General features: G+C 71.5%; 23 protein-coding genes. 18 read left to right on the forward strand and 5 right to left on the reverse strand.

Features of this window, described 5'->3' with window-relative positions; all coding sequences use genetic code 11:
* Positions 1–192: 192 nt before the first annotated feature.
* The 4 genes from ABZW32_RS02050 to ABZW32_RS02065 all read left to right on the forward strand — a co-directional run bounded on the left by ABZW32_RS02050 (position 193) and on the right by ABZW32_RS02065 (position 4,138).
* Positions 193–1,119, forward strand: a complete 927-nt coding sequence (locus ABZW32_RS02050) for a proline dehydrogenase family protein (RefSeq protein WP_266842495.1) — start codon at positions 193–195, stop codon at positions 1,117–1,119.
* A gap of 32 nt (positions 1,120–1,151) precedes the next feature.
* On the forward strand, positions 1,152–2,783 hold the full coding sequence (pruA, locus tag ABZW32_RS02055) for an L-glutamate gamma-semialdehyde dehydrogenase (protein WP_356209904.1): 1,632 nt from the start codon (positions 1,152–1,154) through the stop codon (positions 2,781–2,783).
* Between the two features lie 426 nt (positions 2,784–3,209).
* Positions 3,210–3,944 carry a hypothetical protein gene (locus tag ABZW32_RS02060; RefSeq protein WP_356209907.1) on the forward strand — a complete coding sequence of 245 codons (735 nt, stop codon included), beginning with the start codon at positions 3,210–3,212 and terminating at the stop codon, positions 3,942–3,944.
* Positions 3,938–4,138, forward strand: a complete 201-nt coding sequence (locus tag ABZW32_RS02065) for a hypothetical protein (RefSeq protein WP_356209910.1) — start codon at positions 3,938–3,940, stop codon at positions 4,136–4,138. The genes ABZW32_RS02060 and ABZW32_RS02065 overlap by 7 nt, the downstream gene beginning before the upstream one ends.
* Here the strand turns inward: ABZW32_RS02065 and ABZW32_RS02070 are convergent.
* Positions 4,135–4,836: a nitroreductase family protein gene (locus tag ABZW32_RS02070; protein WP_356209913.1), complete on the reverse strand. Its 702-nt coding sequence runs from the start codon at positions 4,834–4,836 to the stop codon at positions 4,135–4,137. The two genes, ABZW32_RS02065 and ABZW32_RS02070, sit on opposite strands and share 4 nt — an antisense overlap.
* Before the next feature lie 174 nt (positions 4,837–5,010).
* Between ABZW32_RS02070 and ABZW32_RS02075 the strand changes: the two genes are divergently transcribed.
* The 3 genes from ABZW32_RS02075 to ABZW32_RS02085 are packed head-to-tail and all read left to right on the forward strand — an operon-like array spanning position 5,011 to position 6,491.
* Positions 5,011–5,388, forward strand: coding sequence for a tyrosine-protein phosphatase (locus ABZW32_RS02075; protein ID WP_356209990.1), 378 nt, complete (start codon positions 5,011–5,013; stop codon positions 5,386–5,388).
* A 12-nt stretch (positions 5,389–5,400) separates the two neighbouring features.
* On the forward strand, positions 5,401–5,958 hold the full coding sequence (locus ABZW32_RS02080; RefSeq protein WP_356209916.1) for an SMI1/KNR4 family protein: 558 nt from the start codon (positions 5,401–5,403) through the stop codon (positions 5,956–5,958).
* The gene (locus ABZW32_RS02085) at positions 5,955–6,491 is read left to right on the forward strand and encodes a GNAT family N-acetyltransferase (RefSeq protein ID WP_356209919.1); all 537 of its coding nucleotides are present in this window, start codon (positions 5,955–5,957) and stop codon (positions 6,489–6,491) included. Before ABZW32_RS02080 ends, ABZW32_RS02085 begins: the two co-directional genes overlap by 4 nt.
* Before the next feature lie 71 nt (positions 6,492–6,562).
* On the opposite strand, the gene ABZW32_RS02090 is transcribed toward ABZW32_RS02085, so the two are convergent.
* A complete protein-coding gene (locus tag ABZW32_RS02090; protein ID WP_356209922.1) occupies positions 6,563–8,593 on the reverse strand; it encodes a phosphocholine-specific phospholipase C in 2,031 nt (676 codons plus the stop codon).
* 119 nt (positions 8,594–8,712) lie between these two features.
* Positions 8,713–9,726 carry an NADP-dependent oxidoreductase gene (locus tag ABZW32_RS02095; protein WP_356209925.1) on the reverse strand — a complete coding sequence of 338 codons (1,014 nt, stop codon included), beginning with the start codon at positions 9,724–9,726 and terminating at the stop codon, positions 8,713–8,715.
* A 100-nt stretch (positions 9,727–9,826) separates the two neighbouring features.
* Between ABZW32_RS02095 and ABZW32_RS02100 the strand changes: the two genes are divergently transcribed.
* The 4 genes from ABZW32_RS02100 (at position 9,827) to ABZW32_RS02115 (ending at position 13,648) form a co-directional block, all read left to right on the forward strand.
* A complete protein-coding gene (locus tag ABZW32_RS02100) occupies positions 9,827–10,798 on the forward strand; it encodes a LysR family transcriptional regulator (RefSeq protein WP_356209927.1) in 972 nt (323 codons plus the stop codon).
* Between the two features lie 260 nt (positions 10,799–11,058).
* Entirely contained in the window at positions 11,059–11,190 is a 132-nt protein-coding gene (locus ABZW32_RS02105; protein ID WP_256462237.1) for a hypothetical protein, read from the forward strand.
* A gap of 103 nt (positions 11,191–11,293) precedes the next feature.
* Positions 11,294–12,334, forward strand: a complete 1,041-nt coding sequence (locus ABZW32_RS02110; protein WP_356209930.1) for a 3-isopropylmalate dehydrogenase — start codon at positions 11,294–11,296, stop codon at positions 12,332–12,334.
* A 228-nt stretch (positions 12,335–12,562) separates the two neighbouring features.
* Positions 12,563–13,648, forward strand: a complete 1,086-nt coding sequence (locus tag ABZW32_RS02115) for a branched-chain amino acid aminotransferase (RefSeq protein WP_356209933.1) — start codon at positions 12,563–12,565, stop codon at positions 13,646–13,648.
* Between the two features lie 85 nt (positions 13,649–13,733).
* On the opposite strand, the gene ABZW32_RS02120 is transcribed toward ABZW32_RS02115, so the two are convergent.
* Positions 13,734–15,164, reverse strand: coding sequence for a cytosine permease (locus ABZW32_RS02120; RefSeq protein WP_356209936.1), 1,431 nt, complete (start codon positions 15,162–15,164; stop codon positions 13,734–13,736).
* Positions 15,165–15,321: 157 nt separating this feature from the next.
* On the opposite strand from ABZW32_RS02120, the gene ureA reads away from it, so the two are divergent.
* The 6 genes from ureA (at position 15,322) to ABZW32_RS02150 (ending at position 22,931) form a co-directional block, all read left to right on the forward strand.
* Complete coding sequence (gene ureA, locus ABZW32_RS02125; protein ID WP_356209939.1) at positions 15,322–16,041, forward strand: urease subunit gamma; 720 nt, start codon at positions 15,322–15,324, stop codon at positions 16,039–16,041.
* Between the two features lie 56 nt (positions 16,042–16,097).
* The gene (locus tag ABZW32_RS02130; protein WP_356209992.1) at positions 16,098–17,780 is read left to right on the forward strand and encodes an urease subunit alpha; all 1,683 of its coding nucleotides are present in this window, start codon (positions 16,098–16,100) and stop codon (positions 17,778–17,780) included.
* A 20-nt stretch (positions 17,781–17,800) separates the two neighbouring features.
* Complete coding sequence (locus tag ABZW32_RS02135) at positions 17,801–18,841, forward strand: agmatine deiminase family protein (RefSeq protein WP_356209941.1); 1,041 nt, start codon at positions 17,801–17,803, stop codon at positions 18,839–18,841.
* 38 nt (positions 18,842–18,879) lie between these two features.
* Positions 18,880–19,500: a TetR/AcrR family transcriptional regulator gene (locus ABZW32_RS02140; protein WP_356209944.1), complete on the forward strand. Its 621-nt coding sequence runs from the start codon at positions 18,880–18,882 to the stop codon at positions 19,498–19,500.
* 327 nt (positions 19,501–19,827) lie between these two features.
* On the forward strand, positions 19,828–21,450 hold the full coding sequence (gene cimA, locus ABZW32_RS02145; protein ID WP_280916303.1) for a citramalate synthase: 1,623 nt from the start codon (positions 19,828–19,830) through the stop codon (positions 21,448–21,450).
* Between the two features lie 119 nt (positions 21,451–21,569).
* Positions 21,570–22,931 carry a hypothetical protein gene (locus ABZW32_RS02150; protein ID WP_356209947.1) on the forward strand — a complete coding sequence of 454 codons (1,362 nt, stop codon included), beginning with the start codon at positions 21,570–21,572 and terminating at the stop codon, positions 22,929–22,931.
* 31 nt (positions 22,932–22,962) lie between these two features.
* On the opposite strand, the gene ABZW32_RS02155 is transcribed toward ABZW32_RS02150, so the two are convergent.
* The gene (locus ABZW32_RS02155) at positions 22,963–23,565 is read right to left on the reverse strand and encodes a YceI family protein (protein WP_356209949.1); all 603 of its coding nucleotides are present in this window, start codon (positions 23,563–23,565) and stop codon (positions 22,963–22,965) included.
* 257 nt (positions 23,566–23,822) lie between these two features.
* On the opposite strand from ABZW32_RS02155, the gene ABZW32_RS02160 reads away from it, so the two are divergent.
* A partial coding sequence (locus ABZW32_RS02160; RefSeq protein ID WP_356209951.1) for an acyl-CoA carboxylase subunit beta occupies positions 23,823–24,985 on the forward strand: 1,163 nt, incomplete at its 3' end.

The raw sequence follows: 24,985 nt of genomic DNA on the forward strand, positions 1-24,985 counted from the left end.
TTCTCCCATCTCGCACATGGCTCTTCAGACAGATGTATGACATCCGGACCACGGATGCGTGACAGCTGTCGATGGCAGAGGATCGTGGAGATCCTTAGGTTTCACGGTGGTTTTACTTGCGTTTTCCCTACGGTCGCGGCCCACCCCGCACGGCGGCCGTACTCCGCTTCTGCCACCCGTTGGAGGTGCCCCGTGCTGGGTCCCGTGATCCTCGCCGCTTCGCGCAGCGACAAGATGCGCCGAATCGTCTCCGCCGCCCCCGTGACCAAGCCCGTGGTGAACCGCTTCATCCCGGGTGAGACGGTCGACCAGGTCATCCCGATCGTCGAGGACCTCACGCAGCGCGGCCTGGAGATCACCCTCGACGTCGTCGGCGAGGACATCACCGCCGTGGAGCAGTCCCACGCGGCCCGCGACGCCTACCTGGAGCTCATCGAGCGCCTCGGCGCCCTGGGCCTGGGCGAGACGGTCGAGATGTCCGTCAAGCTGTCCATGTTCGGCCAGGCGCTGGAGGGCGGCCACGAGCTGGCCCTCGCCAACGTCCGCCCGGTCGTCGAGGCCGCCGCGGCCATCGGCACCACCGTGACCCTCGACGCCGAGGACCACACCACCCTCGACTCGATGTTCGCCATCCACGAGGAGCTGCGCCGGGACTTCCCGCGGACCGGCTGCGTGATCCAGGCCTACCTCTTCCGCACCGAGGCCGACGCCCGCCGCCTGGCCGCCGCCGGCAGCCGCGTCCGCATCGTGAAGGGCGCCTACAAGGAGCCGGCCGAGGTCGCGTACCAGGACAAGGCCGAGATCGACAAGGCGTACGTCCGGATCATGAAGATCCTGATGGAGGGCGACGGCTACCCGATGATCGGGTCCCACGACCCGCGTCTTATCGCCATCGGCCAGGAGCTGGCCCGCCAGGCAGGGCGCAAGCTGGACGAGTACGAGTTCCAGATGCTGTACGGCATCCGCAGCGAGGAGCACCTGCGGCTGGCCGCCGAGGGCCACCGGATGCGCGTCTACACGGCCTACGGCACCGACTGGTACGGCTACTTCATGCGCCGCCTCGCGGAGAAGCCGGCCAACCTGCTGTTCTTCCTCCGCTCGATGATCACCAAGAACTAGGCACCCCACTAGCTCAAGGAGTTACCAGCCCCATGGATGCTGTGACCCAGGTCCCCGCGCCGGTCAACGAGCCGGTCCACTCGTACGCCCCCGGCAGCCCGGAGCGTACGCGCCTCGAATTCCAGCTCAAGCAGCTGTCCGAGAACCCGATCGACCTCCCCATGACGATCGACGGCGTCAAGCGGATGGGCGGCGGCGAGCGCTTCGACGTCGTCCAGCCGCACGACCACAAGTCCGTCATCGGCACCTACGCCAACGCCACCGAGGCCGACGCCCAGGAGGCCGTCGACGCCGCCCTGGCCGCCGCCCCGGCCTGGCGCGCGATGTCCTTCGACGACCGCGCCGCGATCATCCTGCGCGCCGCCGAGCTGCTCGCCGGCCCGTGGCGCGAGAAGCTGGCCGCCTCCACCATGCTGGGCCAGTCCAAGACGGCGCAGCAGGCCGAGATCGACACCCCGTGCGAGCTCGTCGACTTCTGGCGCTTCAACGTCCACTTCGCCCGGCAGATCCTCGCCGAGCAGCCCGCCGCGAACAGCGCCGGCGTGTGGAACCGCAGCGACCACCGCCCGCTCGAAGGCTTCGTCTACGCGATCACGCCGTTCAACTTCACGGCCATCGCCGGCAACCTGCCGACCGCCCCGGCCCTGATGGGCAACGTGGTCGTCTGGAAGCCGTCCCCGACGCAGACCCACTCCGCGGTCCTCCTCATGGAGCTCCTGGAGGCGGCCGGCCTGCCCAAGGGCGTCATCAACCTGGTGACCGGCGACGGCATCGCCGTCTCCGAGGTGGCCCTGAACCACCCGGAGCTGGCCGGCATCCACTTCACCGGCTCGACCAAGACCTTCCAGTACCTGTGGAAGACGGTCGGCAACAACATCGAGAAGTACCGCTCCTACCCGCGCCTGGTCGGCGAGACCGGCGGCAAGGACTTCGTCGTCGCGCACCCGTCCGCGGACCGCGCGATCCTGAAGACCGCCCTGACCCGCGGCTCCTTCGAGTTCCAGGGCCAGAAGTGCTCCGCCTCCTCGCGCGCCTACGTTCCGGCCTCCATCTGGAACGACGGCTTCAAGGAGGCCTTCGCGGCCGAGGTCGACGGCATCACCATGGGTGACGTCCGCGACCTGGACAACTTCATCGGCGCGGTCATCGACGAGCGCTCCTTCGCGAAGAACAAGGCCGCGATCGACCGCGCGAAGGCCGACCCGACCTGCACGATCGTCGCCGGCGGCACGTACGACGACGCCGAGGGCTACTTCGTCCGCCCGACCGTCATCGCGTGCACCGACCCGGAGAACGAGGTCTTCACGACCGAGTACTTCGGCCCGATCCTCGCGATCCACGTCTACGAGGACGACAAGTACGACGAGATGCTCGCCCAGATGGAGAACGTCTCGGCGTACGCCCTGACCGGCGCCGTCATCGCGCAGGACCGCTACGCGGCCGCCGACACGATGGAGAAGCTCCGCTTCGCGGCGGGCAACTTCTACATCAACGACAAGTCGACCGGCGCCGTCGTCGGCCAGCAGCCCTTCGGCGGCGGCCGCGCGTCGGGCACCAACGACAAGGCGGGCGCGGCCTCGAACCTGCTGCGCTGGACCTCGACCCGCTCCATCAAGGAGACCCTGGTCCCGCCGACCGAGTACGGCTACCCCCACATGGGCTGACCCGCCCCCCGCTGAACCCCGCCCCCGCTCCGGTACCCCCAAGTCCGGAGCGGGGGCGGTCTCCATTTCCCCTCTGGGGGTCTACAACCGATGCTAATCTGAAGGCAGTTGTCGGTACGGCGACCTGCTTCACAACCCCGGGCCCCGGCATGCCCAGGGGGAGCCAAGCTCTCTCACGAGACCCCGTACGGAAGGTAGTCATCAGCTGCAGTACGTCGGACCTTCACGTCGCCGAGCCGGGCGGGGCGCAGGAGGAGACGTATGCCCGGAACCAGCCGCAACCGCCCCCGGACCGCAGAGCTCTGCAGCGAAGCCACCGGGACCCCCTACCGCACTTGCCTGAACTGGGCATCCCAGGAGCTCATCTCCCGTGCCCTCCCCGTACCGGACGCGGCCACCCCCGACCAGCGGACCACTGAGTCGCTCATGGTTGCCGAACTCGCCGACGGACTCCGTGAGGACGAGCAACACGACGGCGCCCTGCTCGGATTCACACATGCACGTCCGACCGCGGCCGGGCTGTTGTTGGGCCTGCACCCGGCAATGGCCGACCGGGTCCTCAAACTGCTACTCCCGCGGATCGATGAGCGGTACGGCGGGCTGCGCGGCGTACCGGGCCTGCGGTTGGTTCCTCACGGGCGCTACTGGGCGCTGACGCGCGTGCAGGGGAACGCCGTGGTCCATCTGGGTCATCCGGACGAGGGCTGGCAGCCGGAACTGCCCGTGCATGGTGCCGGGCTCACGCAGCTGTGGCGGCGCAACCGTCACCGGCTGCACCCCGCAGAGGTTGCGTACCTGGACGACTGGACACGAGGCGGCCGCAATGCCGGCAGGGCCCTGGCGCAGGACTGGCTGAACAGCCGGATGCTCCGACGCCCGCGGCTGCTGGGTCTGGCGGGCGCCACCCACGGCTCAGCGAACACATACACGCACGGGCGCGGGCAACTCGTCGTTGAATGGTGTTGCGGCATAGAGCGGGCCGAGCTGGAGAGACGCCTACGGCGGAGTGGCCTGGCGGGTCGCCCGGAAGCTATCGAGGAGCATCCGCGAGACCGGTGGCGCTTCGCCGATGGTGTAGGGATGGGCGGAGCGTGGGTCACGCTGCGGAAGGCGCCCTGCGCGCACGGCTATGCGCGGGCGTCGAAGGACGAACCATGGTGATCGCGGCTTGCGTAACCGCCGCCGTGCTCGGGATGGCCAAACTGGTGCGGGACTGGCTCATCCTGCGCCAGGTGCGGGCCGCGATGGACACGGGGACGCCCGAGGACCGTGTGCGGATCGGCATACGGCTGGTCGCGGCCCTCGGAGGGCGGGCGGCCGAGGAACCGCCCGCCGGGCCGGACGGCGACGGCTAGACCTCCACCAGTACCTGGTCCAGGGACTTGCGGATCAGGTCCGGGACCTCGCAGTCGGCGGACGGGTAGCCGATCGGGATGACCGCGAAGGCCTTCTCGTTCTCCGGGCGGTTCAGGACGTGGCCCAGGAACCGCATCGGACTCGGGGTGTGGATGAGGGCCGCCAGGCCCGACAGGTGCAGGGCGGACAGGAGCATCCCGACGGCGATGCCGACCGACTCGTCGACGTAGTAGTGCTTGCGCTTCGTGCCGTCCGGGCCGAGCCAGTACCGCTGCTGGAAGACCACGATCAGTGCCGGGGCGTCCGTCAGGTGGGTCTTGACCGCGTCGGTGCCGATCGGGCGCAGGGCGGCCAGCCACTCGTCGCCGAGCCGGCCGTCGTAGGAGATCTCCTCCTCCTGCTCGGCCGCGGCGCGGATCTGGCGGCGCACCCCCGGGTCCTTGACCAGGACGAAGGTCCACGGCTGCTGGTGCGCCCCGGAGGGAGCGGTGGCCGCGCAGGCGACGGCGTCGCGGACGACCCGGTCGGGGACCGGGTCCGGGGAGAAGTGGCGTACGGTACGCCGCTCGTCCATCCGGGCCCGCAGCTCCGCCGCGCGCGCGAGGGATTCCTCGCTCGGCATGCGCGCGGGACGGTAGGCGACGGGCCGGTAGGGCTGGCCATGGGTCGGGGTCCACTGCTGGGTACGGGGCGACATGCGCAGATCTTCACGCGGGGGAACCCCTGAGGCCAGAGTCGCGTCTCTGCCGACTGTCCGATGTGTACTGACAGGGGGGCTATGACCGTGACGAACGTCGGTCGATTCGTGGACCGGTAAGGCTGCTTCAACGCCCGCGACCTCGGCGGCCTCGGGACCCTGCCGCCCGGGGTCCTGGTACGGGCGGACAGCCTCGACGGGCTCACCGCCCGGGGCTGGACCACCCTGGCCGCGCACGGCGTGCGGACCGTCATCGACCTGCGCAACGACGACGAGCGGGGCGTGGACCACGCACCCCGCCCGGCCGGGATCGGCACGTCGGCGATCCCGCTCGACGGCATCGAGCACCGGGACTTCTGGGACGTGTCGTGGGGCACCCCGGGATTCGCGACCCCCGCGTATTTCCGGCCTTTCCTGGACCGCTTCCCCGACCGGGTCGCCGCCCTCGCCCGCGACGCCGCCCACCGGCTGGACCCGGAGGCCTACCTGCGCGCGGCGGGCCTCACCGGGGCCGAGCTGGGACGGCTCCGCGGCAGGCTCCGGGGGCGTTGATACCGTCCCCGGATGGAGACCTGGGACGTGCACGCCGTACGGGAGCGGCTGCGGGAGAAGGCCGCGCTGGACCCGGGGCACACCCGGCACGGGGCGCGGACGCACCGGTACGCGCTGGCCGCCCCGCTCGCCCCGGCGGCGGTCGACGGCTTCGAGCGGCGGTACGGGATCCGGCTGCCGCCGCAGTACCGGGCCTTCGTGACCGCGGTGGGCGACGGCCCGGCGGGTCCCGCCCGCGGGCTGCTGCCGCTGGTCACCCCGCGCCCGGAGGCGGCGGCCGGGGAGGAATGGGCGGTGGACGGGGAATGGGATGACGACCGGCGGCCGGGCCGTGCGGCGGCGCCCTTTCCGCTGACCGCGCCGCGCACCGGGCCCCTCGGCCGCGGCTACGAGGAGTTCGCCGCCGGCACGCTCACCCTCGCCGAGGAGGGTTGCGGGACGTACCTCAGGCTGGTCCTGAACGGCCCGTACGCCGGACAGGTGTGGCGGCTGGACCCGGACTGGGGCGGATTCGTCCCCGCCGCCCCCGACTTCCGCACCTGGTACACCGACTGGCTGGAGACGCCGTGACCGTACGCCTCGTCCACACCGCCGAACTGCGCACCGAGGAGCTGCGCGCGATCCGGGAGCTGCTCGACCGCGCCTTCGAGGGGGACTTCGCCGACGAGGACTTCGAGCACGCCCTCGGCGGCGTGCACGCCCTGCTCCACAGGGACGGGCAGCTCGTCGCGCACGGCAGCGTCGTCCAGCGCCGGGTGCTGCACCGAGGCCGCGCCCTGCGCACCGGCTACGTGGAGGCCGTGGCGGTGCGGCCGGACCTGCGGCGCGCCGGGCTGGGCGGGGCCGTGATGGCCGGCCTGGAGGGGGTGATCGGGCGGGCCTACGTGCTCGGCGCCCTGTCCGCCTCCGAAGCCGGGGCCGTCCTGTACGCGGGCCGGGGCTGGCGCCCCCACCCCGGGCCGGTCGGGGTGCTCGGCCCGGACGGCCCCGAGCGGCTCCCCGACGAGGAGGGCTCGACGTACGTGTGGACCCCGCCCGGCGGGGCTGTCCTGGACCCCGCCGGGCGGCTCGACTTCGACTGGCGCGACGGCGACGTGCTCTAGACCCGACAGGGCCCGGCCGGGGCCCGGCGAAGGTCCGGCCGGGGTCCGGCCAGGCCCCGGTCAAGGCCCGGCTAGGACCCGGAGACGCTCGCGGCGCCCGTCTCGATGTGGCCGGTGTAGCGGCGCGACCAGGTGCCGTCGGCGTCCGCCAGGATGGTGAAGTCGTACCAGCCCTTGCTGTACGCGACCGCGTTGAAGAAGTCCTCGCGCGAGGAGTTCGCCGGGACGGTGTACGTCCACGGCCCGTCCGTGCGGTAGGCGTTCGAGCGGACGGTGAAGGTGACCGGCGAGGCGGACGCGTTCGTCATCTTGAACCAGATCGCCATCTTGCCGGTGCCCGACTCGACCGCGAAGCGGGCGGCGACCTCCAGGGACTTGCCCACCTTGGTCGCGTCGCCGATGAAGCGGCGCAGGAAGCGGTTCGGCCCGTACATGGAGATGTCGTACTTGCCGGAGCCGCTGCCGAGGCCGATGGAGAACCAGTCCGCGGCGGTGGTGCCGGGGTCGACCGTGTACTGCCAGGCGCTGGTGTCCCGGTACTGGTGCGGGTGGATGGAGAAGTGCGCCGCCTGCTTCGCCTGGGCGCCCTGGTTGGTCATCGAGAACCAGGCCGTGATCTGGCCGGCCGTCCCGAACTCGAAGCGGTCCAGGTTGCCGTTGACCTGGTACGGGAGCGCCCGCGCCGGGCGCGTTCCGGGCTCCTGCGCCGGGAGGGCGTTGTCCTGGGGGGCCGGGTTGGGCAGCGGGCCGCAGGTCGCCTGCCCGATCACCTTGGCGGTCGACGGCAGGCCCGAGGGGACCCCGTAGACCGGGTGTGCGAAGTCGAAGACGCCGGTCAGGTCGCCGACCACCTTGCGGCGCCAGGGGCTGATGTTGGGACAGGTGGCCGGAGTGCCCAGGGCCGTCGTCCAGGTCTCCATGAAGCGGAGCACCGAGGTGTGGTCGAAGACCTCGGAGCTGACCCAGCCGCCCCGGGTCCACGGCGACATCACGAGCATCGGGACGCGGAAGCCGAGGCCGATCGGGACGCCGTCGAGGTACTCGCCGGCGGAGCCGGGCGGGGCGACCGGCGGCGGGACGTGGTCGAAGAAGCCGTCGTTCTCGTCGTAGTTGAGGAACAGGACGGTGGAGTCGAAGACCTCCGGGTTCGCGGCGAGCGCCCGGTAGACCAGGTCCACGAAGTGCGCGCCGTCGCCGGGCGGGGCGTACGGGTGCTCGGAGAAGGCCTCGTTCGCCACCACCCAGGACACCTGCGGCAGGGTGCCGGCGACGACGTCGGCGCGGATGGCGGCGGCGATGTCGTCCGGGGTGGAGCCGGTGACCTTGGGGACCGAGGCCATGCCCCGGTCCCACAGCGGGTCGCCGGGCTTGGCGTCGGTGAACTGCTTGAAGTAGGCGAGGCCGTTGTCCCCGTAGTTGTCCTGCGCGTTCTGGTAGACCTTCCAGGTCATCCCGGCCCGCTGGAGGGCCTCCGCGTACGTCTCCCAGGTCAGCCCGGACTCCTCGCCGCCGTCCTTGCTGCCCGCCTCGACCTTGCCGCTCCACAGGAAGGTGCGGTTGGGGCCGGTGGCGCTGAGGGTGGAGCAGAAGTAGGCGTCGCAGATCGTGTAGTTGTCGGCGAGCCCGTAGTGGAAGGGGATGTCCCCGCGGTCCAGGTAGCCGAGGGTGTGGGTCTTGCCGACGCCGAGCACCCAGTTGTCCATCCGGCCCTTGTTCCAGGCCGCGTGCTGCGAGGTCCAGCTGTGCGGGAGGTCGCCGGTGCACTGGGCCAGGGTCTCGCCGTCGGCGCCGCCGGCCGACGGGGTGGCGGACAGCTTCCACGGGTACTGGCGCAGGCCCCAGTTGGGCTGGTTGAACGTGCCCCAGCCGCCCGGGATGTTGCCGGCGGCGCGGTCGCCGAAGCCGCGGACGCCCTTCAGCCTGCCGAAGTAGTGGTCGAAGCTGCGGTTCTCCTGCATCAGGATCACCACGTGCTTCACATCGGTGATCGTGCCGGTCGCGGCGGCCGCGGCGGCCGTCGTCGGCGTGATCGCGGGCAGGGTCGCCCCTGCCACGAGCCCGGCGCCGATTCCCACGAAACCTCTGCGGCTGATCGGTGTCACTGGTTGCTCGCCTCCAACTCAAGTGCCCCGCTGGCACATTGACGGCAAGCGTGGCGGCAACCCCTGCAAAGGTCTACATCCGTGCGGTAAGAACTCGGTGAACATCCGGCTGGCCTGATTCAGTCCTTGAGACGGACCAGCATCTTGCCCATGTTCTCCCCGCGAAGTACGCCCAGGAATGCCTCCACGGTCCGGTCGAACCCCTGGAAAACGGTGGTGTCCGTGCTGATTCGCCCGCTGCGCAGATGGGGGACCAGGAAATCCTCCAGCTCGTCCTGCAGATTGGTGTGATTTCGAACCAATACCCCTTCCAGGCGCAATGATTTGTGTACGACCTCGAAGAGGTTGCGGGGTGCGGCGGGGGAGCGGTCGCCGTTGTACATCGAGATCCCGCCGACCCAGGCGATCCGCCCGTACTCCCGCAGGACATCTATCGCACCCTCCAGGTGGTCTCCGCCCACGTTGTCCACGTAGACGTCGATGCCCTCCGGGGCGGCCTCGGCCAGCTGCTCGCCGACCGGCCCGTCGTGGTAGTCGAAGGCCGCGTCGAAGCCGAGGACCTCGGTGAGGTGGCGGACCTTGGCCGCCGAGCCCGCGCTGCCGATGATCCGGCGGGCGCCGAGCAGCCGGGCGATGTGCCCGGTGGCCGTGCCGACCCCGCCCGCGGCGGCCGAGACGAAGAGGTCCTCGCCCTCGCGCAGGGCCGCCGTCCGGGTGAGGGCGGCGTACGCGGTCAGGCCGGTCCCGCCCAGGACGGACAGGTACGCCTCCAAGGGGACGCCCGCGTGGCCGCGCAGCTTGCGCGTGCCGTCCACGCCCAGGGTGACCAGGGCGTGGGTGCGCCAGCCCGAGCGGTGGAAGACCAGGTCGCCCTCGGCCAGGCCCGGATCGCGGGAGGCGGTCACCCGCCCCACCGAGCGGCCTTCGAGGGGGGAGTGGAGGGCGAAGCCGCCCTCGCCCCCGTCCATCATCCCCCGGTGGTACGGGTCCACCGACAGCAGCAGGTTCTCCACCAGTGCGGTGCCCGGGGCGGGTTCGGGAACGGGATGGGAGACGAGGGCGAACCCGGAGGGGGAGGGGAAGCCGGTGGGGCGGGCGGTCAGGTGGACGGAGGAAGCGGTGCGCGTGGTCATGGGCACGACCGTAGGAAGGAATCCCGCGGCCGGGCAGGGGGTTGGCCTCATGGAAGCCACGCACCCATGAGCGCGGCTCATACGCCGAGGTGGGAACCCCGTGACCGAGCTCGCCCCGCAGGAACTGAGGGTGCTGGTCGCCGTCGCCGAGACGGGTGGCTTCTCCGCCGCCGCGAACCGGCTCGGCGTCACCCAGTCGGCCGTCTCCCACTCGGTGCGCGGCAGCGAGGCCAAGGTCGGCGCGGTGCTCTTCGACCGCGGGCGCACCGGCGCCGCGCCCACCCCGGCGGGGGAGCGGGCCGTGGCGCTGGGCCGGCGCATCCTGCGGCTCTACGAGGTGCTGGGTGCGGAGGCCCGCGCCGCGGGCCGGGGCCCCGCCGGGCCGGGGGCGGCGGCCGGGGTCCTGCGCATCGCCGCCTTCCGCAGCGCGGCCCTGCACCTGCTGCCGCCCGCGCTGGAACGGCTGACCGCACGGCACCCCGGGATCCGGCCCGAGGTCAGGGTGGTGCGCGAACTCGGCGCAGGGACGGCGGGGGAGGTGGCGGCGGGGCGGGCGGACCTCGCCATCGCGACCCTGGGCGCGCCCGGCGACGTACGGCCGGGCGGGGGGTCCGCCGGGCCGTCCGCCGGTCTGCCGTCCGGTCTGCCGTCGGGTCTGCCGTCGGGTCTGCCGTCCGGTCTGCCGGACGGGCTGCTGAGCGGGGAGCTCACCCGGGAGGCCTACTCCCTCGTCCACCCCTTCGGACACCCCGACCCGAAGGGACTGCCGCTGCTGGACTGGGACGAGAACTGCGGCTCCTACACCCGGGACTGGTGGCGGGCCCAGGACTGGATCCCGAGGGCCACCGTGAAGGCCGAGGACGACGCCATGGTGCTGACGATGGTCGGCCGGGGGCTGGGCATGGCGATCCTGCCGGAGCTGTCGCTGCGCGAGGCCACGGACGCCGTCGAGATCGCCGGATTGGGCCCTGAGGGGCCGGTGAGGTGCGTGGGATACGTCACCACACCGGAACTGGCGTCCACTCTCGCCGTCAGGGCTCTGATCAGGGAACTCAGGGCCGAAAGGGGCTGAAAACGGAGGCCCCGGAAAGGGCCTTCCGGGGGCTCGGGCGTCTCAGATAGTAGGAAGTCCGAGTAATTGCCGAGACATACAGCCGCACCTGGCCTAGCTTTGTAGAAGCCGAACGTCTCGCTGATCCAGCGAATGGCGGTCGATAGCGCGCGCCCCTGGGCAGGCAACCCCTGCCGCGCCGCTTCCCGCCTCTTCCGGCGCCTTGAAGGAACCCCTCATCCGTGGCCCCGCCACGCCGTGATCTCAAGGAGTCGATCACCATGACCCCCACCTCCGCCGCCACCCGTCGCGTCCGCCACTCCTCCCCGGCCGACGCCGACCGCAAGAACGCCGCGGCCGCCCTCCAGCGCGCGCTGGACCGCCGCGACAACGGCGGCTCGACCGGCCACTGACCCCACGGATCCAGCCCGGGACACGTCGCGTCCACGGTGGGCCATTGGTCCACATGGTGGACGCGATATGTCTGAGGGCTGGGACACGGAGTACGGTTCCGTCATGTCGACCAGCATCAATCTCGCAGTGATCCCCGGTGATGGCATCGGCCAGGAAGTCGTGGCTCAGGGCCTCAAGGTCCTTACCGCGGTCCTGCCCCAGGATGCGAAGCTGGAGACCAAGGAGTACGACCTCGGCGCCCAGCGCTGGCACCGCACCGGTGAGACCCTCCCGGACGCGGAGCTCGAAGCGCTCAAGCACCACGACGCGATCCTGCTCGGAGCCATCGGTGACCCCTCGGTCCCGTCCGGCGTCCTGGAGCGCGGTCTGCTGCTGAAGCTCCGGTTCGCCTTCGACCACTTCATCAACCTGCGCCCCTCGAAGCTCTTCCCCAACACGGCCACCCCGCTCGCCGGTCGTCCAGAGATCGACTTCGTCGTGGTCCGCGAGGGCACCGAGGGCCCGTACACCGGCAACGGCGGCAGCCTGCGCACCGGCACTCCCGCCGAGGTGGCCACCGAGGTCAGCATCAACACCGCGTACGGCGTGGAGCGCGTCGTCCGTGACGCGTACGAGCGGGCCAACGCCCGCCCGCGCAAGAAGCTGACGCTGGTTCACAAGAACAACGTCCTCGTGTACGCGGGCCACATGTGGAAGAACATCTTCGACGAGGTGGGCCAGGAGTACCCCGAGGTCACCACCGACTACCTGCACGTCGACGCCGCGACGATCTTCTTCGTCACCCAGCCCGAGCGCTTCGACGTCATCGTCACGGACAACCTCTTCGGTGACATCCTCACCGACCTGGCCGCCGCCGTGACCGGCGGGATCGGCCTGGCCGCCTCCGGGAACATCAACCCGACCGGCGCCTTCCCGTCGATGTTCGAGCCCGTCCACGGCTCGGCCCCCGACATCGCCGGCACCGGCAAGGCCGACCCGACCGCGACGATCCTCTCCGTCGCCCTCCTGCTGCGCCACCTCGGCCACGAGGCCGAGGCCGTCCGCATCGAGGACGCCGTCTCCGCCGACCTGGCCGAGCGCGACGGGACCTTCCGCTCCACCGACGCGATCGGCGACGCCCTCGCCGCACGCGTAGCCGGCTGACCCGGCAGCTCCACCTCAGGAAGCCGCAGGGTCGCGATCACCGGACCCGGCGGCTTCTCCTGTGCGGCCCCGGGTGCCACCATCTCCCCTGGGCCGCAATCACCCCGTTTCACCGGAGCACCCTCGCGCGCGATAATCGAACGCGAGGCCGCGGAAAACGGGGAAGCTCGGACGTCCTGGTACGCATGAGCGCGGTCCGCCATACACAACGGTGAAGGACAAGCACTCATGACGACGCCCACCATCGAGCTCAAGCCCTCCTCGAACCCGCTGTCCGACGCGGAGCGCGAGGCGATCCTGGCCAGCCCCGGCTTCGGCCGCCACTTCACCGATCACATGGTGACGATCAAGTGGACGGAGGGCCGCGGCTGGCACGACGCCGAGCTGGTCCCCTACGCGCCGCTGTCGATGGACCCGGCGAACATGACCCTGCACTACGCGCAGACGATCTTCGAGGGTCTCAAGGCCTACAAGCAGCCCGACGGCACCGTCGCCACCTTCCGCCCCCGGGCCAACGCCGAGCGCTTCCAGGCCTCCGCCCGCCGCATGGCGATGCCGGAGCTGCCGGCCGAGCTGTTCATCGAGGCCTGCGACGCCCTCATCAAGCAGGACAGCGCCTGGGTGCCGGACTCCGGCGAGGCCTCCCTGTACCTGCGGCCGTTCATGTTCGCGTCCGAGGTCGGCCTGGGCGTCCGCCCGGCCAACGAGTTCCTCTTCATGGTCATCGCCTCGCCCGCCGGCGCGTACTTCCCCGGTGGCGTCAAGCCCGTCTCCGTCTGGCTCTCCGAGGAGTACGTCCGCGCCGTCAAGGGCGGCACCGGCGCCGCCAAGACCGGCGGCAACTACGCGGCCTCCCTCGTCGCCCAGGCCCAGGCCGCCTCGCACGGCTGCGACCAGGTCGTCTGGCTGGACGCCGTCGAGCACCGCTGGATCGAGGAGATGGGCGGCATGAACCTGTACTTCGTGTACGGCGACCGCATCGTCACCCCGGAGCTGACCGGCTCGCTCCTGCCGGGCATCACCCGCGACTCCCTCCTCACGATCGCCCGCGACCTCGGCTACACCGCCGAGGAGGGCCGCATCACCACCGAGGACTGGAAGCGCGACAACGAGAACGGCACCCTCACCGAGGTGTTCGCCTGCGGCACCGCCGCCGTCATCACCCCGGTCGGCTCGGTCAAGTCCGAGCGCGCCAACTGGACCCAGGGCGACGGCGAGCCCGGCGAGGTCACCATGAAGCTCCGCAAGGCGCTCCTCGACCTCCAGACGGGCCGCACCGCCGACACCCACGGCTGGATGCACCCGCTCGGCTAGGCACCGCGAAGAACCCGGCGCGCACGAAGGCCCGCGCCCCCGATCCGGGGGCGCGGGCCTTCGTGCGCGAGGAGGCGGGACGGCCTCACACGGTGGCGGGTTCCTCCGCCGCGGGCGCCGGGGCGGGAGCGGTGGCGGGCGCGGTGCGGGCGGTCAGGGCCGTGTAGACGAGGCCGCCGGCCAGGCCGGAGAAGATGAAGGAGCAGTCCACCCCGCCGGTCAGGGCGAGCAGCGGACCCTCGTAGAAGGGGGTGCTCACGGCGAGCAGGCCGACACCGGCGCCGATCGCCCAGGAGGCGGTGGCGCGCGGGTTCCAGCCGCCGCGGTACCAGTAGATCCCGCCCACCGAGCGGCGGTTGAAGACCTGGAGGGCGTCGGCGTCGTACTGCCCGCGGCAGCGCACGAAGCCGATCAGCGTGATCACGGCCCACGGGGTGCCGATGGCGGTCAGCAGCAGGACGAAGGAGGTCATCGCGGACTGCACGTTCCACTCGAAGGAGCCGACGAAGACGAAGGCGGTGGCGACGGTGGCGGCGATCACGGTGGCCTTCGTACGGGTGGCCTTGGGGACGATCGCGTCGAGGTCGAGGCCCATGGAGTACAGCATCAGCCCGGCGTTGCCCACGGAGCCCGCCGCGGCCGCGACGAGCAGCGGGAGCAGGTACCAGAACGGCGAGGCGGCGACGAGCGGCCCGGCGTAGTCCGTGGAGCCCGCCCTGGCGGCGAGCGCGGTGTACGTGCCGAACAGCTGCGGTACGAGCAGGCCCACCAGCAGGCCGAGGGCGGTGGCCCAGAACACCTTGCGGGGCTTGTGCTTCGCGGGGGAGACGTAGCGGGTGTAGTCGCCGAGGAGGGTGATGAAGGCGACGGGGCCGCTGAGTCCGGCGGCGACGGCGGCGAGCAGCCAGGTCGGCCAGAAGGAGCCGAGGAGGTACGAGGCCTCCGGCGCGGCGGTGGTGAAGTCGGGGGCGTAGGCGTAGACGCCGATGGCCAGCAGGACCACCATGCCGATGGACAGGACCTTGCTCATGCGCAGCAGCAGCCGGTAGCCGAACACGGCCCCGACGACGGTACACGCGGCGAGTACGCCGTACATCGCGGCCCGGGTGACACCGTTGTCCGGCAGCCCGATCAGCCGGGACAGGACGCCGGCCATCACGTCGCCGCCGATCCACAGGGTGAGCGCGGTGTAGCCGAGGGAGAGCAGCAGGCCCACGATCGAACCGACGAGCCGCCCGCGGACGCCGAACTGGGCGCCGCTGGAGGTGGAGAGGTTGGTCGCCGTGCGCAGGGACACCAGTGCCAGCGGCGCCGTCACCGCGATTCCGACGACGGTGCCGGTCACGATGGCGGTGAGCGAAGGCCACAGCCCCAGTCCGAAGGACGGGGGCAGCCAGCCGAAGACGATCACACCGAGGCAGAGGTTGGAACCGAGGAGGATCGAGATCAGGTCACGGGGACCACTCGTCCGCTCCTCCTCCGGGATGGTGTCGACTCCGCGCTGTTCGATGGGCATGGGGGGACTCCCTTGGCAGGGCGGGGGGTGGTTACGCCGTTGTTTGAGCGACACTCAATGTGACTCAGGCCCTGCCCTCAGGTCAATGATTCCCAGCGAGGAAATGAAGAGTTAGAGTGATGCTCTAACCCATCGACGCAAAAGGTGGTGGATCGGCGTGCGGCTGACCCCTACGGAGCGCGACCGGCTGCTGCTGCGCGGCGCCGCGGAACTGGCCAGGGCCCGGCGGGCCCGGGGTCTGCGGCTCAACGTGCCCGAGGCGACCGCGCTGATCGCGGACACGGTCTGCGAGGCCGCGCGCGACGGCAAGCGCCTGGCGCAGGCCATCGAGGAGGCCCGGAGCGTCCTGGGCCCCGACGACGTGCTGCCCGGCGTGGCCGACGTGGTCACCGAGGTGCACGTGGAGGCCGTCTTCGACGACGGGTCCCGCCTCGCGGTGGTCTCGTCCCCGATCCGGGGCGCGGCCCCGCTCGGCGAGGACGCCCCGGGTGCGGTCCTACCGGGCCCCGGCGCCCACCGGCCGGAACCGGCCCTGCACCTGCGCGTGCGCAACACCGCCCCCGTGCCGGTGAGCGTCACCTCGCACTTCCACTTCTTCGAGGCGAACCCGCGCCTCGACTTCGACCGCGCCGCGGCCTACGGGATGCGGCTGTGCGTCCCGGCCGGGTCCTCGGTGCGCTTCGACCCGCACGGCGAGGGCGAGGTCGGCCTGGTCCCGATCGGCGGCGACCGGATCGCGATCGGCTTCGCGGGCCTGGTCGACGGCCCCCTCGACGCTCCCGGCGCGAAGGCGGAGGCCCTGCGCCGGGCCGCCGCCTGCGGCTACCTGGGCGTGGCCGACAGCACCGCCGGTGCCCCGGAAGGAGACCGGGCGTGAGCCGCCAGACCCCCCACACCGACCACGGCGCGCACTGCGCGCCCGGCAGCCGGCACATCGACCCGCACGAGTACGCGTCCGTCTTCGGTCCCCGGGCCGGGGACCGGGTCCGGCTCGGCGACTCGGGGCTGACCGTCCGGGTGGAGTCCGACTCCCAGAAGCCGGGTGACGAGTTCCTGGCCGGCTTCGGCAAGACCGCCCGTGACGGCCTGCACCTGAAGGCCGCGGCGGTCCGCGAGACCTGTGACGTCGTGATCAGCAACGTCCTCGTGATCGACGCGGTGCTGGGCATCCGCAAGGTGTCCATCGGCATCCGCGAGGGCCGCATCCACGCGATCGGCCGGGCCGGAAACCCCGACACCCTCGACGGGGTCGACGTGGTCGTCGGCACCGGCACGAGCATCGTCTCCGGCGAAGGTCTGATCGCCACCGCCGGAGCCGTCGACACCCACGTCCACCTGCTCTCCCCGCGCATCATGGAGGCCTCGCTCGCCGCGGGCGTCACCACAGTCATCGGCCAGGAGTTCGGCCCGGTCTGGGGCGTCGGCGTCAACTCCCCGTGGGCGCTGAAGCACGCCTTCAACGCCTTCGACGCGTGGCCGGTCAACATCGGCTTCCTGGCACGGGGGTCCTCCTCGGACGCGGCCCCGCTGGTCGAGGCCCTGGCCGAGGGCGGAGCGTCCGGGTTCAAGGTCCACGAGGACATGGGCGCGCACACCCGCGCCCTGGACACCGCGCTGCGGGTGGCCGAGGAACACGACGTGCAGGTGGCCCTGCACAGCGACGGCCTCAACGAGTGCCTCTCCGTCGAGGACACCCTGCGCGTCCTGGACGGCCGCACCATCCACGCCTTCCACATCGAGGGCTGCGGCGGCGGACACGTCCCCAACGTGCTCAAGATGGCGGGCGTGCCGAACGTCATCGGCTCCTCCACCAACCCGACCCTGCCCTTCGGACGGGACGCCGTCGCCGAGCACTACGGCATGATCGTCTCCGTCCACGACCTCAAGCCGGACCTCCCCGGCGACGCCGCCATGGCCCGCGACCGCATCCGTGCCGGGACCATGGGAGCCGAGGACGTCCTGCACGACCTGGGTGCGATCGGCATCACCTCCTCCGACGCCCAGGGCATGGGCCGCGCCGGCGAGACGATCCGGCGCACCTTCGCCATGGCCGCGAAGATGAAGGGCGAGCTCGGCCCGCTGGAAGGCGACGGCGAGGGCGACGACAACGCCCGCGTGCTCCGTTACATGGCCAAGCTCACCATCAACCCGGCCATCGCCCACGGCCTGGCCCACGAGATCGGCTCCATCGAGGTCGGCAAGCTCGCCGACATCGTCCTGTGGCGCCCGGCCTTCTTCGGCGCCAAGCCCCAGCTGGTCCTCAAGTCCGGCTTCCCCGCGTACGGAGTCACCGGCGACCCCAACGCCGCCACCGACACCTGCGAACCCCTCGTCCTCGGCCCGCAGTTCGGCTCCTACGGGGCCACCGCCGCCGACATCTCCGTCGCCTTCGTCTCCGCCGCGGCGGCAGCGCTCGGCTCCGACGAGATGCCCACCCGCCGCCGCCGGGTCGCCGTCCGCGGCACCCGCGGCATCGGCCCCCGCGACCTCCTCCTCAACTCCCGGGTGGGCGCGGTCGATGTGGACGCGCGCAGCGGACTGGTCTCCCTCGACGGGGAACCGCTGCGCTCCGAAGCCGCCGAGTCGGTCTCCCTCAACCGCCTGTACTTCCTGTGAAGCCCGTAAGGACGCATGCCATGACCACGAACAAGCCCACCGCCGACGGATTCCGGATGCCCGCCGAGTGGACCCCCCACGAGCGCACCTGGATGGCGTGGCCCAGCCCCAACCCCACGTTCACCAACGAGCGGGAGCTCGCCGAGGCCCGCGAGGCCTGGGGCGCCGTCGCCCGCGCGGTGCGCTCGTACGAGCCCGTGACCCTCGTCGTCTCCCCGGGCGACGCCGACTCGGCGCGCGCGATCGTCGGCGAGGACGTCCAGCTCGTCGAGCGGGAGCTCGACGACGCCTGGATGCGCGACATCGGCCCGACCTTCGTCACCAACGACGCCGGCGAGCTGGCCGCCGTCGACTGGACCTTCAACGGCTGGGGCGCCCAGGAGTGGGCCCGCTGGGACCACGACGAGAAGATCGCCCGGCACGTCTCCGACCTCGCGGGCACTCGTACGTACAGCACCCGCCTGGTCAACGAGGGCGGTGCGATCCACGTCGACGGCGAGGGCACCGTGCTCCTGACCGACACCGTGCAGCTCGGCGAGGGGCGCAACCTCGGCTGGACCCGCCAGCAGGTCGAGGCCGAGATCCACGCCCACCTCGGCACCACCAAGGCCATCTGGCTCCCGTACGGCCTGGCCGGCGACTACGGCACCTACGGCACCCAGGGCCACGTGGACATCGTCGCCGCCTTCGCCCGCCCCGGCGTGGTCATGGTCCACACCCAGCCCGACCCCGCGCACCCGGACCACGAGCGCTGCAAGACCATCGCCGCGATCCTGCGCGCCTCCACCGACGCCCGCGGCCGGCAGCTGGAGGTCGTGGAGATCCCCGCGCCGACCGTGCTGGAGGAGGACGGCGAGTGGGTGGACTACTCGTACATCAACCACTACCTCTGCAACGGCGGCGTGGTGCTGTGCTCCTTCGACGACCCGCGCGACGAGCAGGCCGCGGACATCTTCCGCGCCCTGTTCCCGGAGCGGACCGTGACGCTCGTTGACGCACGTACGATTTTCGCCGGGGGTGGCGGTATCCACTGCATCACCCAGCAGCAGCCGAAGGTCTGACCCACGGACCGCCGGCGAACCTCGTGAAGGAGTGGCCCATGGTGGCGGGTGGAGTACCGGTACGGGCGGCGCGCAAGAACGCGCCCCCGCGCGAGGACGTACTCGTCGCCGCCATGGCCACGATCGCCGAGCGCGGACTCGACGGCCTGACCATGGCGGGCCTCGGCCGCCAGGTCGGGATGAGCAGCGGCCACCTCCTCTACTACTTCGGCAGCAAGGACGAGCTCCTGCTGCGGACCCTGGAGTGGAGCGAGGCGGCGCTGGGCACCGAGCGCCGGGCCCTGCTGTCCCGTCCCGGCACGGCACGCGCCCGCGTCGGGGCCTACGTGGACCTCTACGTGCCCGACGGCCCCCGGGACCCGCACTGGACCCTGTGGCTGGAGGTCTGGAACCGTTCCCAGAACGCCGGGCCCCAGGAGCGGGAACGGCAGGCCGCCATCGAGGGCGCCTGGCACCGCGACCTGGTCGCCCTCCTCGCCGAGGGCATCTCGCGCGGCGAGTTCCGCCCCGTGGACGCCGAGCGCGTCGCGGCCCGCCTGCGGGCCCTGCTCGACGGATTCAGCATCCAGCTGGCCGTCGGCCTGCCGGGGATCGGGCGCGAGGACATTCTCGAACACGTGGCCGAGTACCTCGCGGAAGTCCTGGTGGCGCAGGCCTGACCGGGCGGCCGGCCCGGCTGCCGGACGGGGCTGCCCGGATGCTGAGACCGGCGTCCACGGGCGACGGGCTGTGTGGCACACTGCGAGCGTGCCTGCTCAGCTCATGATTATGGACAGCAGCGCGCCGGTCCTCTGTGACCGCTGAAACCGTGGAAGACCTTCGCGGCAGCGGCCACCGTGCCTCAGACCCGCGCGCAGACCTCTCGCACCCGCGAGGGGTCTTTTCGTTTCCCGGCTCCAAAACCACGCCGGGCCGGCAGCGCGCGATGATGGGGGCAGTGGATCCCGGGCTTCCGGAACCACTCATCCGACAGGAGTCAGATCAGCATGACGACGACAGAGGCGACGGAGCCGACAGCGGCCCTCGATGACAGCTTCCACGTCTTCGACACCACCCTGCGCGACGGCGCCCAGCGTGAGGGAATCAACCTCACGGTCGCGGACAAGCTGACCATCGCACGGCACCTGGACGACTTCGGCGTGGGCTTCATCGAGGGCGGCTGGCCCGGCGCCAACCCCCGCGACACCGAGTTCTTCGCCCGCGCCCGCGCCGAGATCGACTTCAAGAACGCCCAGCTCGTCGCCTTCGGCGCCACCCGTCGGGCCGGCGGCTCCGCCGCCGCGGACCCGCAGGTCCGCGCCCTCCTGGAATCCGGCGCCCCGGTGATCACCCTGGTCGCCAAGTCCCACGACCGGCACGTCGAACTCGCGCTGCGCACCACCCTCGAAGAGAACCTGGAGATGGTCCGGGACACCGTCTCCCACCTCGTCGCCCAGGGCCGCCGCGTCTTCGTCGACTGCGAGCACTTCTTCGACGGCTACCGCGCCAACGCCGAGTACGCCAAGTCCGTGGTCCGCACCGCGCACGAGGCCGGCGCCGACGTCGTCATCCTCTGCGACACCAACGGCGGCATGCTCCCCGCCCAGGTCACCGCCGTCGTCGCGACGGTCATCGCGGACACCGGGGCCCGCCTCGGCATCCACGCCCAGGACGACACCGGCTGTGCCGTCGCCAACACCCTGGCCGCCGTCGACGCGGGCGCCACGCACGTGCAGTGCACCGCGAACGGCTACGGCGAGCGCGTCGGCAACGCCAACCTCTTCCCCGTCGTCGCCGCGCTGGAGATCAAGTACGGCCGCACGGTGCTCCCCGAGGGCGCCCTCGCCGAGATGACCCGCATCTCGCACGCCATCGCCGAGGTCGTCAACCTCACCCCCTCCACGCACCAGCCGTACGTGGGCGTCTCCGCCTTCGCCCACAAGGCGGGCCTGCACGCCTCGGCCATCAAGGTCGACCCCGACCTCTACCAGCACATCGACCCCGAGCGCGTCGGCAACACCATGCGGATGCTGGTGTCCGACATGGCCGGCCGGGCCTCCATCGAGCTCAAGGGCAAGGAGCTCGGCGTCGACCTCGGAGGGGACCGCGCTCTGATCTCCCGGGTGGTCGAGCGGGTCAAGGAGCGGGAGCTCCAGGGCTACACCTACGAGGCCGCCGACGCCTCCTTCGAACTGCTGCTGCGCGCCGAGGTTGAGGGCCGGGCCCGCAAGTACTTCCGTACGGAGTCCTGGCGCGCGATCGTCGAGGACCGCCCCGACGGCACCCATGCCAACGAGGCCACGGTCAAGCTGTGGGCCAAGGGCGAGCGGATCGTCGCCACGGCGGAGGGCAACGGCCCCGTCAACGCCCTGGACCGGGCCCTGCGCGTGGCCCTGGAGCGCTTCTACCCGCAGCTCGCCAAGTTCGAGCTCATCGACTACAAGGTCCGCATCCTGGAGGGCAAGCACGGCACGGAGTCCACGACCCGCGTCCTGATCTCCACGACGGACGGCACCCGGGAGTGGTCCACGGTCGGCGTCGCCGAGAACGTGATCGCCGCGTCCTGGCAGGCCCTGGAGGACGCCTTCACCTTCGGCCTCCTGCACGCGGGCGTCGAACCGGCGGAGTAGGCGCCCCCGGGGCGGGACTCCGGGGCGCCGGGACTCCGGGACTTCGGGTCGCGGGGTCGCAGGACCTCCCTTATGTCCAGCTCACACAGGAAACATCCGGTTCGGGTAGCGTCTTGGGCATGAGGACCAGGCTGATTTCCGTGCGCTTCCGACCGCTGCTCGCCGGCCTGCTGCTGGCCCTGTCGGCGACCGCTGTCGCGGCCGCCCCACAGGCATCGGCGGCCACCGGGGTTTCCACCGTCGGCGAGGCCCTGAAGGAGGGGCCCGTCTACGTGGACCCCGGGGCGCGGGCGCAGCTGTCCCAGAGCCAGGCCGACGCACTGGCGAAGAAGATCAAGGACTCGGGCAAGCCGGTGTTCGTCGCCGTGCTCCCGAACACGGCCGAGTTCCCGCAGGACAAGGTGCTCGGCGCCGTCCGCGCCGAGACCGGGATCACCGGCCTGTACGCGGTCCGCCTCGGCGACGGCTTCAACGCCGGCGCCGACCGGACGGTGATGCCCGGCAACGCCGTCCGCAACCTCACCGACGCCGTCAAGACCGGCACCCCGGTGGACGCGAACACCCAGCTCAACAACTTCGTCGACCAGGCCCTCACCCAGGTCAAGGGCGCGGCCCCGGCCTCCTGGGGCGGCGCCGCCGCGGACGGCGGCTTCCCCACCGGCGCGCTGATAGGCCTCGGCGCGGTCGCGCTGGTCGGCGGCGGCGGGGCGTACGCGCTGGTGAAGCGCAACCGCCGGCAGAAGGAGGAGGCCCGCCGCGAGGCCATCGCCCGCCTGAGCGTGGTCGTGGACGAGGACATCACCGCCTTCGGCGAGGAGCTCGACCGCCTCGACTTCCACCCGGGCGAGCCCGGCGCCGACGACGCGATGCGGGCGGACTACGAGCAGGGCCTGGACTCCTACGAGAAGGCCAAGCAGATCATGGCCTCCGTGCAGCGCCCGGAGGAGGTCCAGGGCGTGACCCAGGCGCTGGAGGACGGCCGCTTCGCGCTGGCCCGCCTCGACGCGCGCCGCCAGGGCCGGCCCCTGCCGGAGCGGCGTTCGCCCTGCTTCTTCGACCCGCGCCACGGCCCGAGCGCCGAGGACGCCACCTGGGCGCCGGCCGGCGGGGCGCCGCGTACGGTTCCGGTCTGCGCGGCGGACGCCGTACGGCTGCGCGACGGCCTGGACCCGGCGGTCCGCACCGTCGACACCGAGCACGGGCCGCGCCCGTACTACGACGCCGGCCCGGCGTACGGCCCCTGGGCCGGCGGCTACTTCGGCGGCGGCATCCTGCCCGGCCTGCTGATGGGCACGATGCTCGGCTCGATGATGTCCTCTCCCGCCTATGCCTCCGACTTCGGCGGCGGCATGGGTTCCGGGTTCGAGGGCGGCGACGTCTCCGGGGCGGACTTCAACCCGTCCGACTTCGGTGGCGGGGACTTCGGCGGCGGGGGCGGCTTCGACGGCGGCGGGGACTTCGGCGGCGGGGGCGACTGGTAGCCACCCCCGGCCCGGAGCCGTCAGGCAGGACTCAGGCCTGCTTGACCGCCGAGATGTCGAAGGTCAGCTTCACCTTGTCGCTGACCATCACGCCGCCGGCCTCCAGGGCCGCGTTCCAGGTCAGACCCCAGTCGGAGCGGAGGATCTCGGCCGAGCCCTCGAAGCCGACGCGCTCGTTGCCGTAGACGTCGGTCGCGCTGCCCGCGAACTCCAGGTCGATGGAGAGCGGGCGCGTGACGTCCTTGATCGTCAGCTCGCCGGTGATCCGGTACGTGTCGCCGCCGACGCGCCGCGCCGAGGTGGAGCGGAAGCGCATGAGGGGGAAGCGGTCGGCGTCGAAGAAGTCGGCGCCCCGCAGGTGCGCGTCGCGGTCGGCGATGCCCGTGCCGACGGAGGCGATCGTGACGTCGATGGAGGCGGTGGACCGGGACGGGTCCGCGCCGTCGAGGTGCAGCGTGCCCTCGTGTTCCGCGAAGCCGCCGCGGACGTTGGTCACCATGGCGTGGCGCACGGTGAAGCCGATGCTGCTGTGGGCGGGGTCGATCGTGTAGTCGCCGGTGAGGGCGGCGAGCGCCGGGTCCACGTCGAGCGTGGCGACGGGGGTGGTCTGGCTGCGGCGGGTGAAGAGACCCATGGCTTCCTCCTCGGAAGGTTCTGCGACGAAAGTGTTTGAAACTTCAACTAGAGCGAGGCTAGGGCCATTCCGTTCAAATTTCAACTTCCTTCCTCCGGAGGGAGTGGTTTTGTATGACTCCCACAAAGGCCACCGGCCCCCACTGGGGGAGTCCGTACATCCTTCGGAGGTTCTGTCCGTCCCGTACAGCGGATGGGGCCCGAGACTGTGTAGAACCAACGGAGGGTTTTCATGGCCGGGCTTCGTAAGGTCGGTACATGACCGTTGTGGACCAGACTCCGAGCGAGCCGACGGACGCCCGCGGGCGCGTGGCCGAGCTGCACTCCCTCCGCGAGGACGCCCGGCGCGGCCCCAGCGACCGGGCGACCGAAGCGCAGCACGCCAAGGGCAAGCTGACCGCCCGCGAGCGCATCGCGCTCCTGCTGGACGAGGGTTCCTTCAAGGAGGTCGAGCAGCTCCGCAGGCACCGGGCCACCGGCTTCGGCCTGGAGGCCAAGAAGCCCTACACCGACGGTGTCATCACCGGCTGGGGCACCGTCGAGGGCCGTACGGTCTTCGTCTACGCGCACGACTTCCGGATCTTCGGCGGCGCGCTGGGCGAGGCCCACGCCACGAAGATCCACAAGATCATGGACATGGCCATCGCGGCCGGCGCCCCGCTGGTCTCCCTCAACGACGGCGCGGGCGCCCGCATCCAGGAGGGCGTCTCCGCGCTCGCCGGGTACGGCGGCATCTTCCAGCGCAACACGAAGGCCTCGGGCGTCATCCCGCAGATCTCGGTCATGCTGGGCCCCTGCGCCGGCGGCGCCGCGTACTCCCCGGCGCTCACGGACTTCGTCTTCATGGTCCGCGACACCTCGCAGATGTTCATCACCGGCCCGGACGTGGTCCGCGCGGTGACCGGCGAGGAGATCACCCAGAACGGCCTCGGCGGCGCGGACGTGCACGCCGAGACCTCGGGCGTGGCGCACTTCGCGTACGACGACGAGGAGACCTGCATCTCCGAGGTCCGCTACCTCATCACGATGCTGCCCTCCAACAACCGCGAGAACCCGCCGGTCCACGAGACCGACGACCCGAAGGACCGTCGCTCCGACGTCCTGCTGGACCTGGTCCCCGCCGACGGCAACCGCCCGTACGACATGCTCAAGGTCATCGAGGAGCTCGTCGACGACGGCGACGTCCTGGAGATCCACGAGCGCTGGGCCCGCAACATCATCTGCGCCCTCGCGCGGCTGGACGGCCAGGTCGTCGGCATCGTCGCCAACCAGCCCGGCCACCTCGCGGGCGTCCTGGACATCCACGCCTCCGAGAAGGCCGCGCGCTTCGTCCAGCTCTGCGACGCCTTCAACATCCCGATCGTCACGCTGCTGGACGTCCCCGGCTTCCTGCCGGGCGTCGACCAGGAGCACGGCGGCAT

The sequence above is a fragment of the Streptomyces sp. NPDC004667 genome, from assembly GCF_040609475.1.
Lineage (GTDB): Bacteria > Actinomycetota > Actinomycetes > Streptomycetales > Streptomycetaceae > Streptomyces.

Excerpts from the sequence above, each read along its gene's own strand:
- pruA (WP_356209904.1), top strand. The coding sequence starts at position 1,152 with ATGGATGCTGTGACCCAGGTCCCCGCGCCGGTCAACGAGCCGGTCCAC.
- ABZW32_RS02060 (WP_356209907.1), top strand. The coding sequence starts at position 3,210 with ATGGTTGCCGAACTCGCCGACGGACTCCGTGAGGACGAGCAACACGAC.
- ABZW32_RS02065 (WP_356209910.1), top strand. The coding sequence starts at position 3,938 with ATGGTGATCGCGGCTTGCGTAACCGCCGCCGTGCTCGGGATGGCCAAA.
- ABZW32_RS02070 (WP_356209913.1), bottom strand. The coding sequence starts at position 4,836 with ATGTCGCCCCGTACCCAGCAGTGGACCCCGACCCATGGCCAGCCCTAC.
- ABZW32_RS02080 (WP_356209916.1), top strand. The coding sequence starts at position 5,401 with ATGGAGACCTGGGACGTGCACGCCGTACGGGAGCGGCTGCGGGAGAAG.
- ABZW32_RS02095 (WP_356209925.1), bottom strand. The coding sequence starts at position 9,726 with ATGACCACGCGCACCGCTTCCTCCGTCCACCTGACCGCCCGCCCCACC.
- ABZW32_RS02105 (WP_256462237.1), top strand. The coding sequence starts at position 11,059 with ATGACCCCCACCTCCGCCGCCACCCGTCGCGTCCGCCACTCCTCCCCG.
- ABZW32_RS02110 (WP_356209930.1), top strand. The coding sequence starts at position 11,294 with ATGTCGACCAGCATCAATCTCGCAGTGATCCCCGGTGATGGCATCGGC.
- ABZW32_RS02115 (WP_356209933.1), top strand. The coding sequence starts at position 12,563 with ATGACGACGCCCACCATCGAGCTCAAGCCCTCCTCGAACCCGCTGTCC.
- ABZW32_RS02120 (WP_356209936.1), bottom strand. The coding sequence starts at position 15,164 with ATGCCCATCGAACAGCGCGGAGTCGACACCATCCCGGAGGAGGAGCGG.
- ABZW32_RS02135 (WP_356209941.1), top strand. The coding sequence starts at position 17,801 with ATGACCACGAACAAGCCCACCGCCGACGGATTCCGGATGCCCGCCGAG.
- ABZW32_RS02140 (WP_356209944.1), top strand. The coding sequence starts at position 18,880 with ATGGTGGCGGGTGGAGTACCGGTACGGGCGGCGCGCAAGAACGCGCCC.
- cimA (WP_280916303.1), top strand. The coding sequence starts at position 19,828 with ATGACGACGACAGAGGCGACGGAGCCGACAGCGGCCCTCGATGACAGC.
- ABZW32_RS02150 (WP_356209947.1), top strand. The coding sequence starts at position 21,570 with ATGAGGACCAGGCTGATTTCCGTGCGCTTCCGACCGCTGCTCGCCGGC.
- ABZW32_RS02155 (WP_356209949.1), bottom strand. The coding sequence starts at position 23,565 with ATGGGTCTCTTCACCCGCCGCAGCCAGACCACCCCCGTCGCCACGCTC.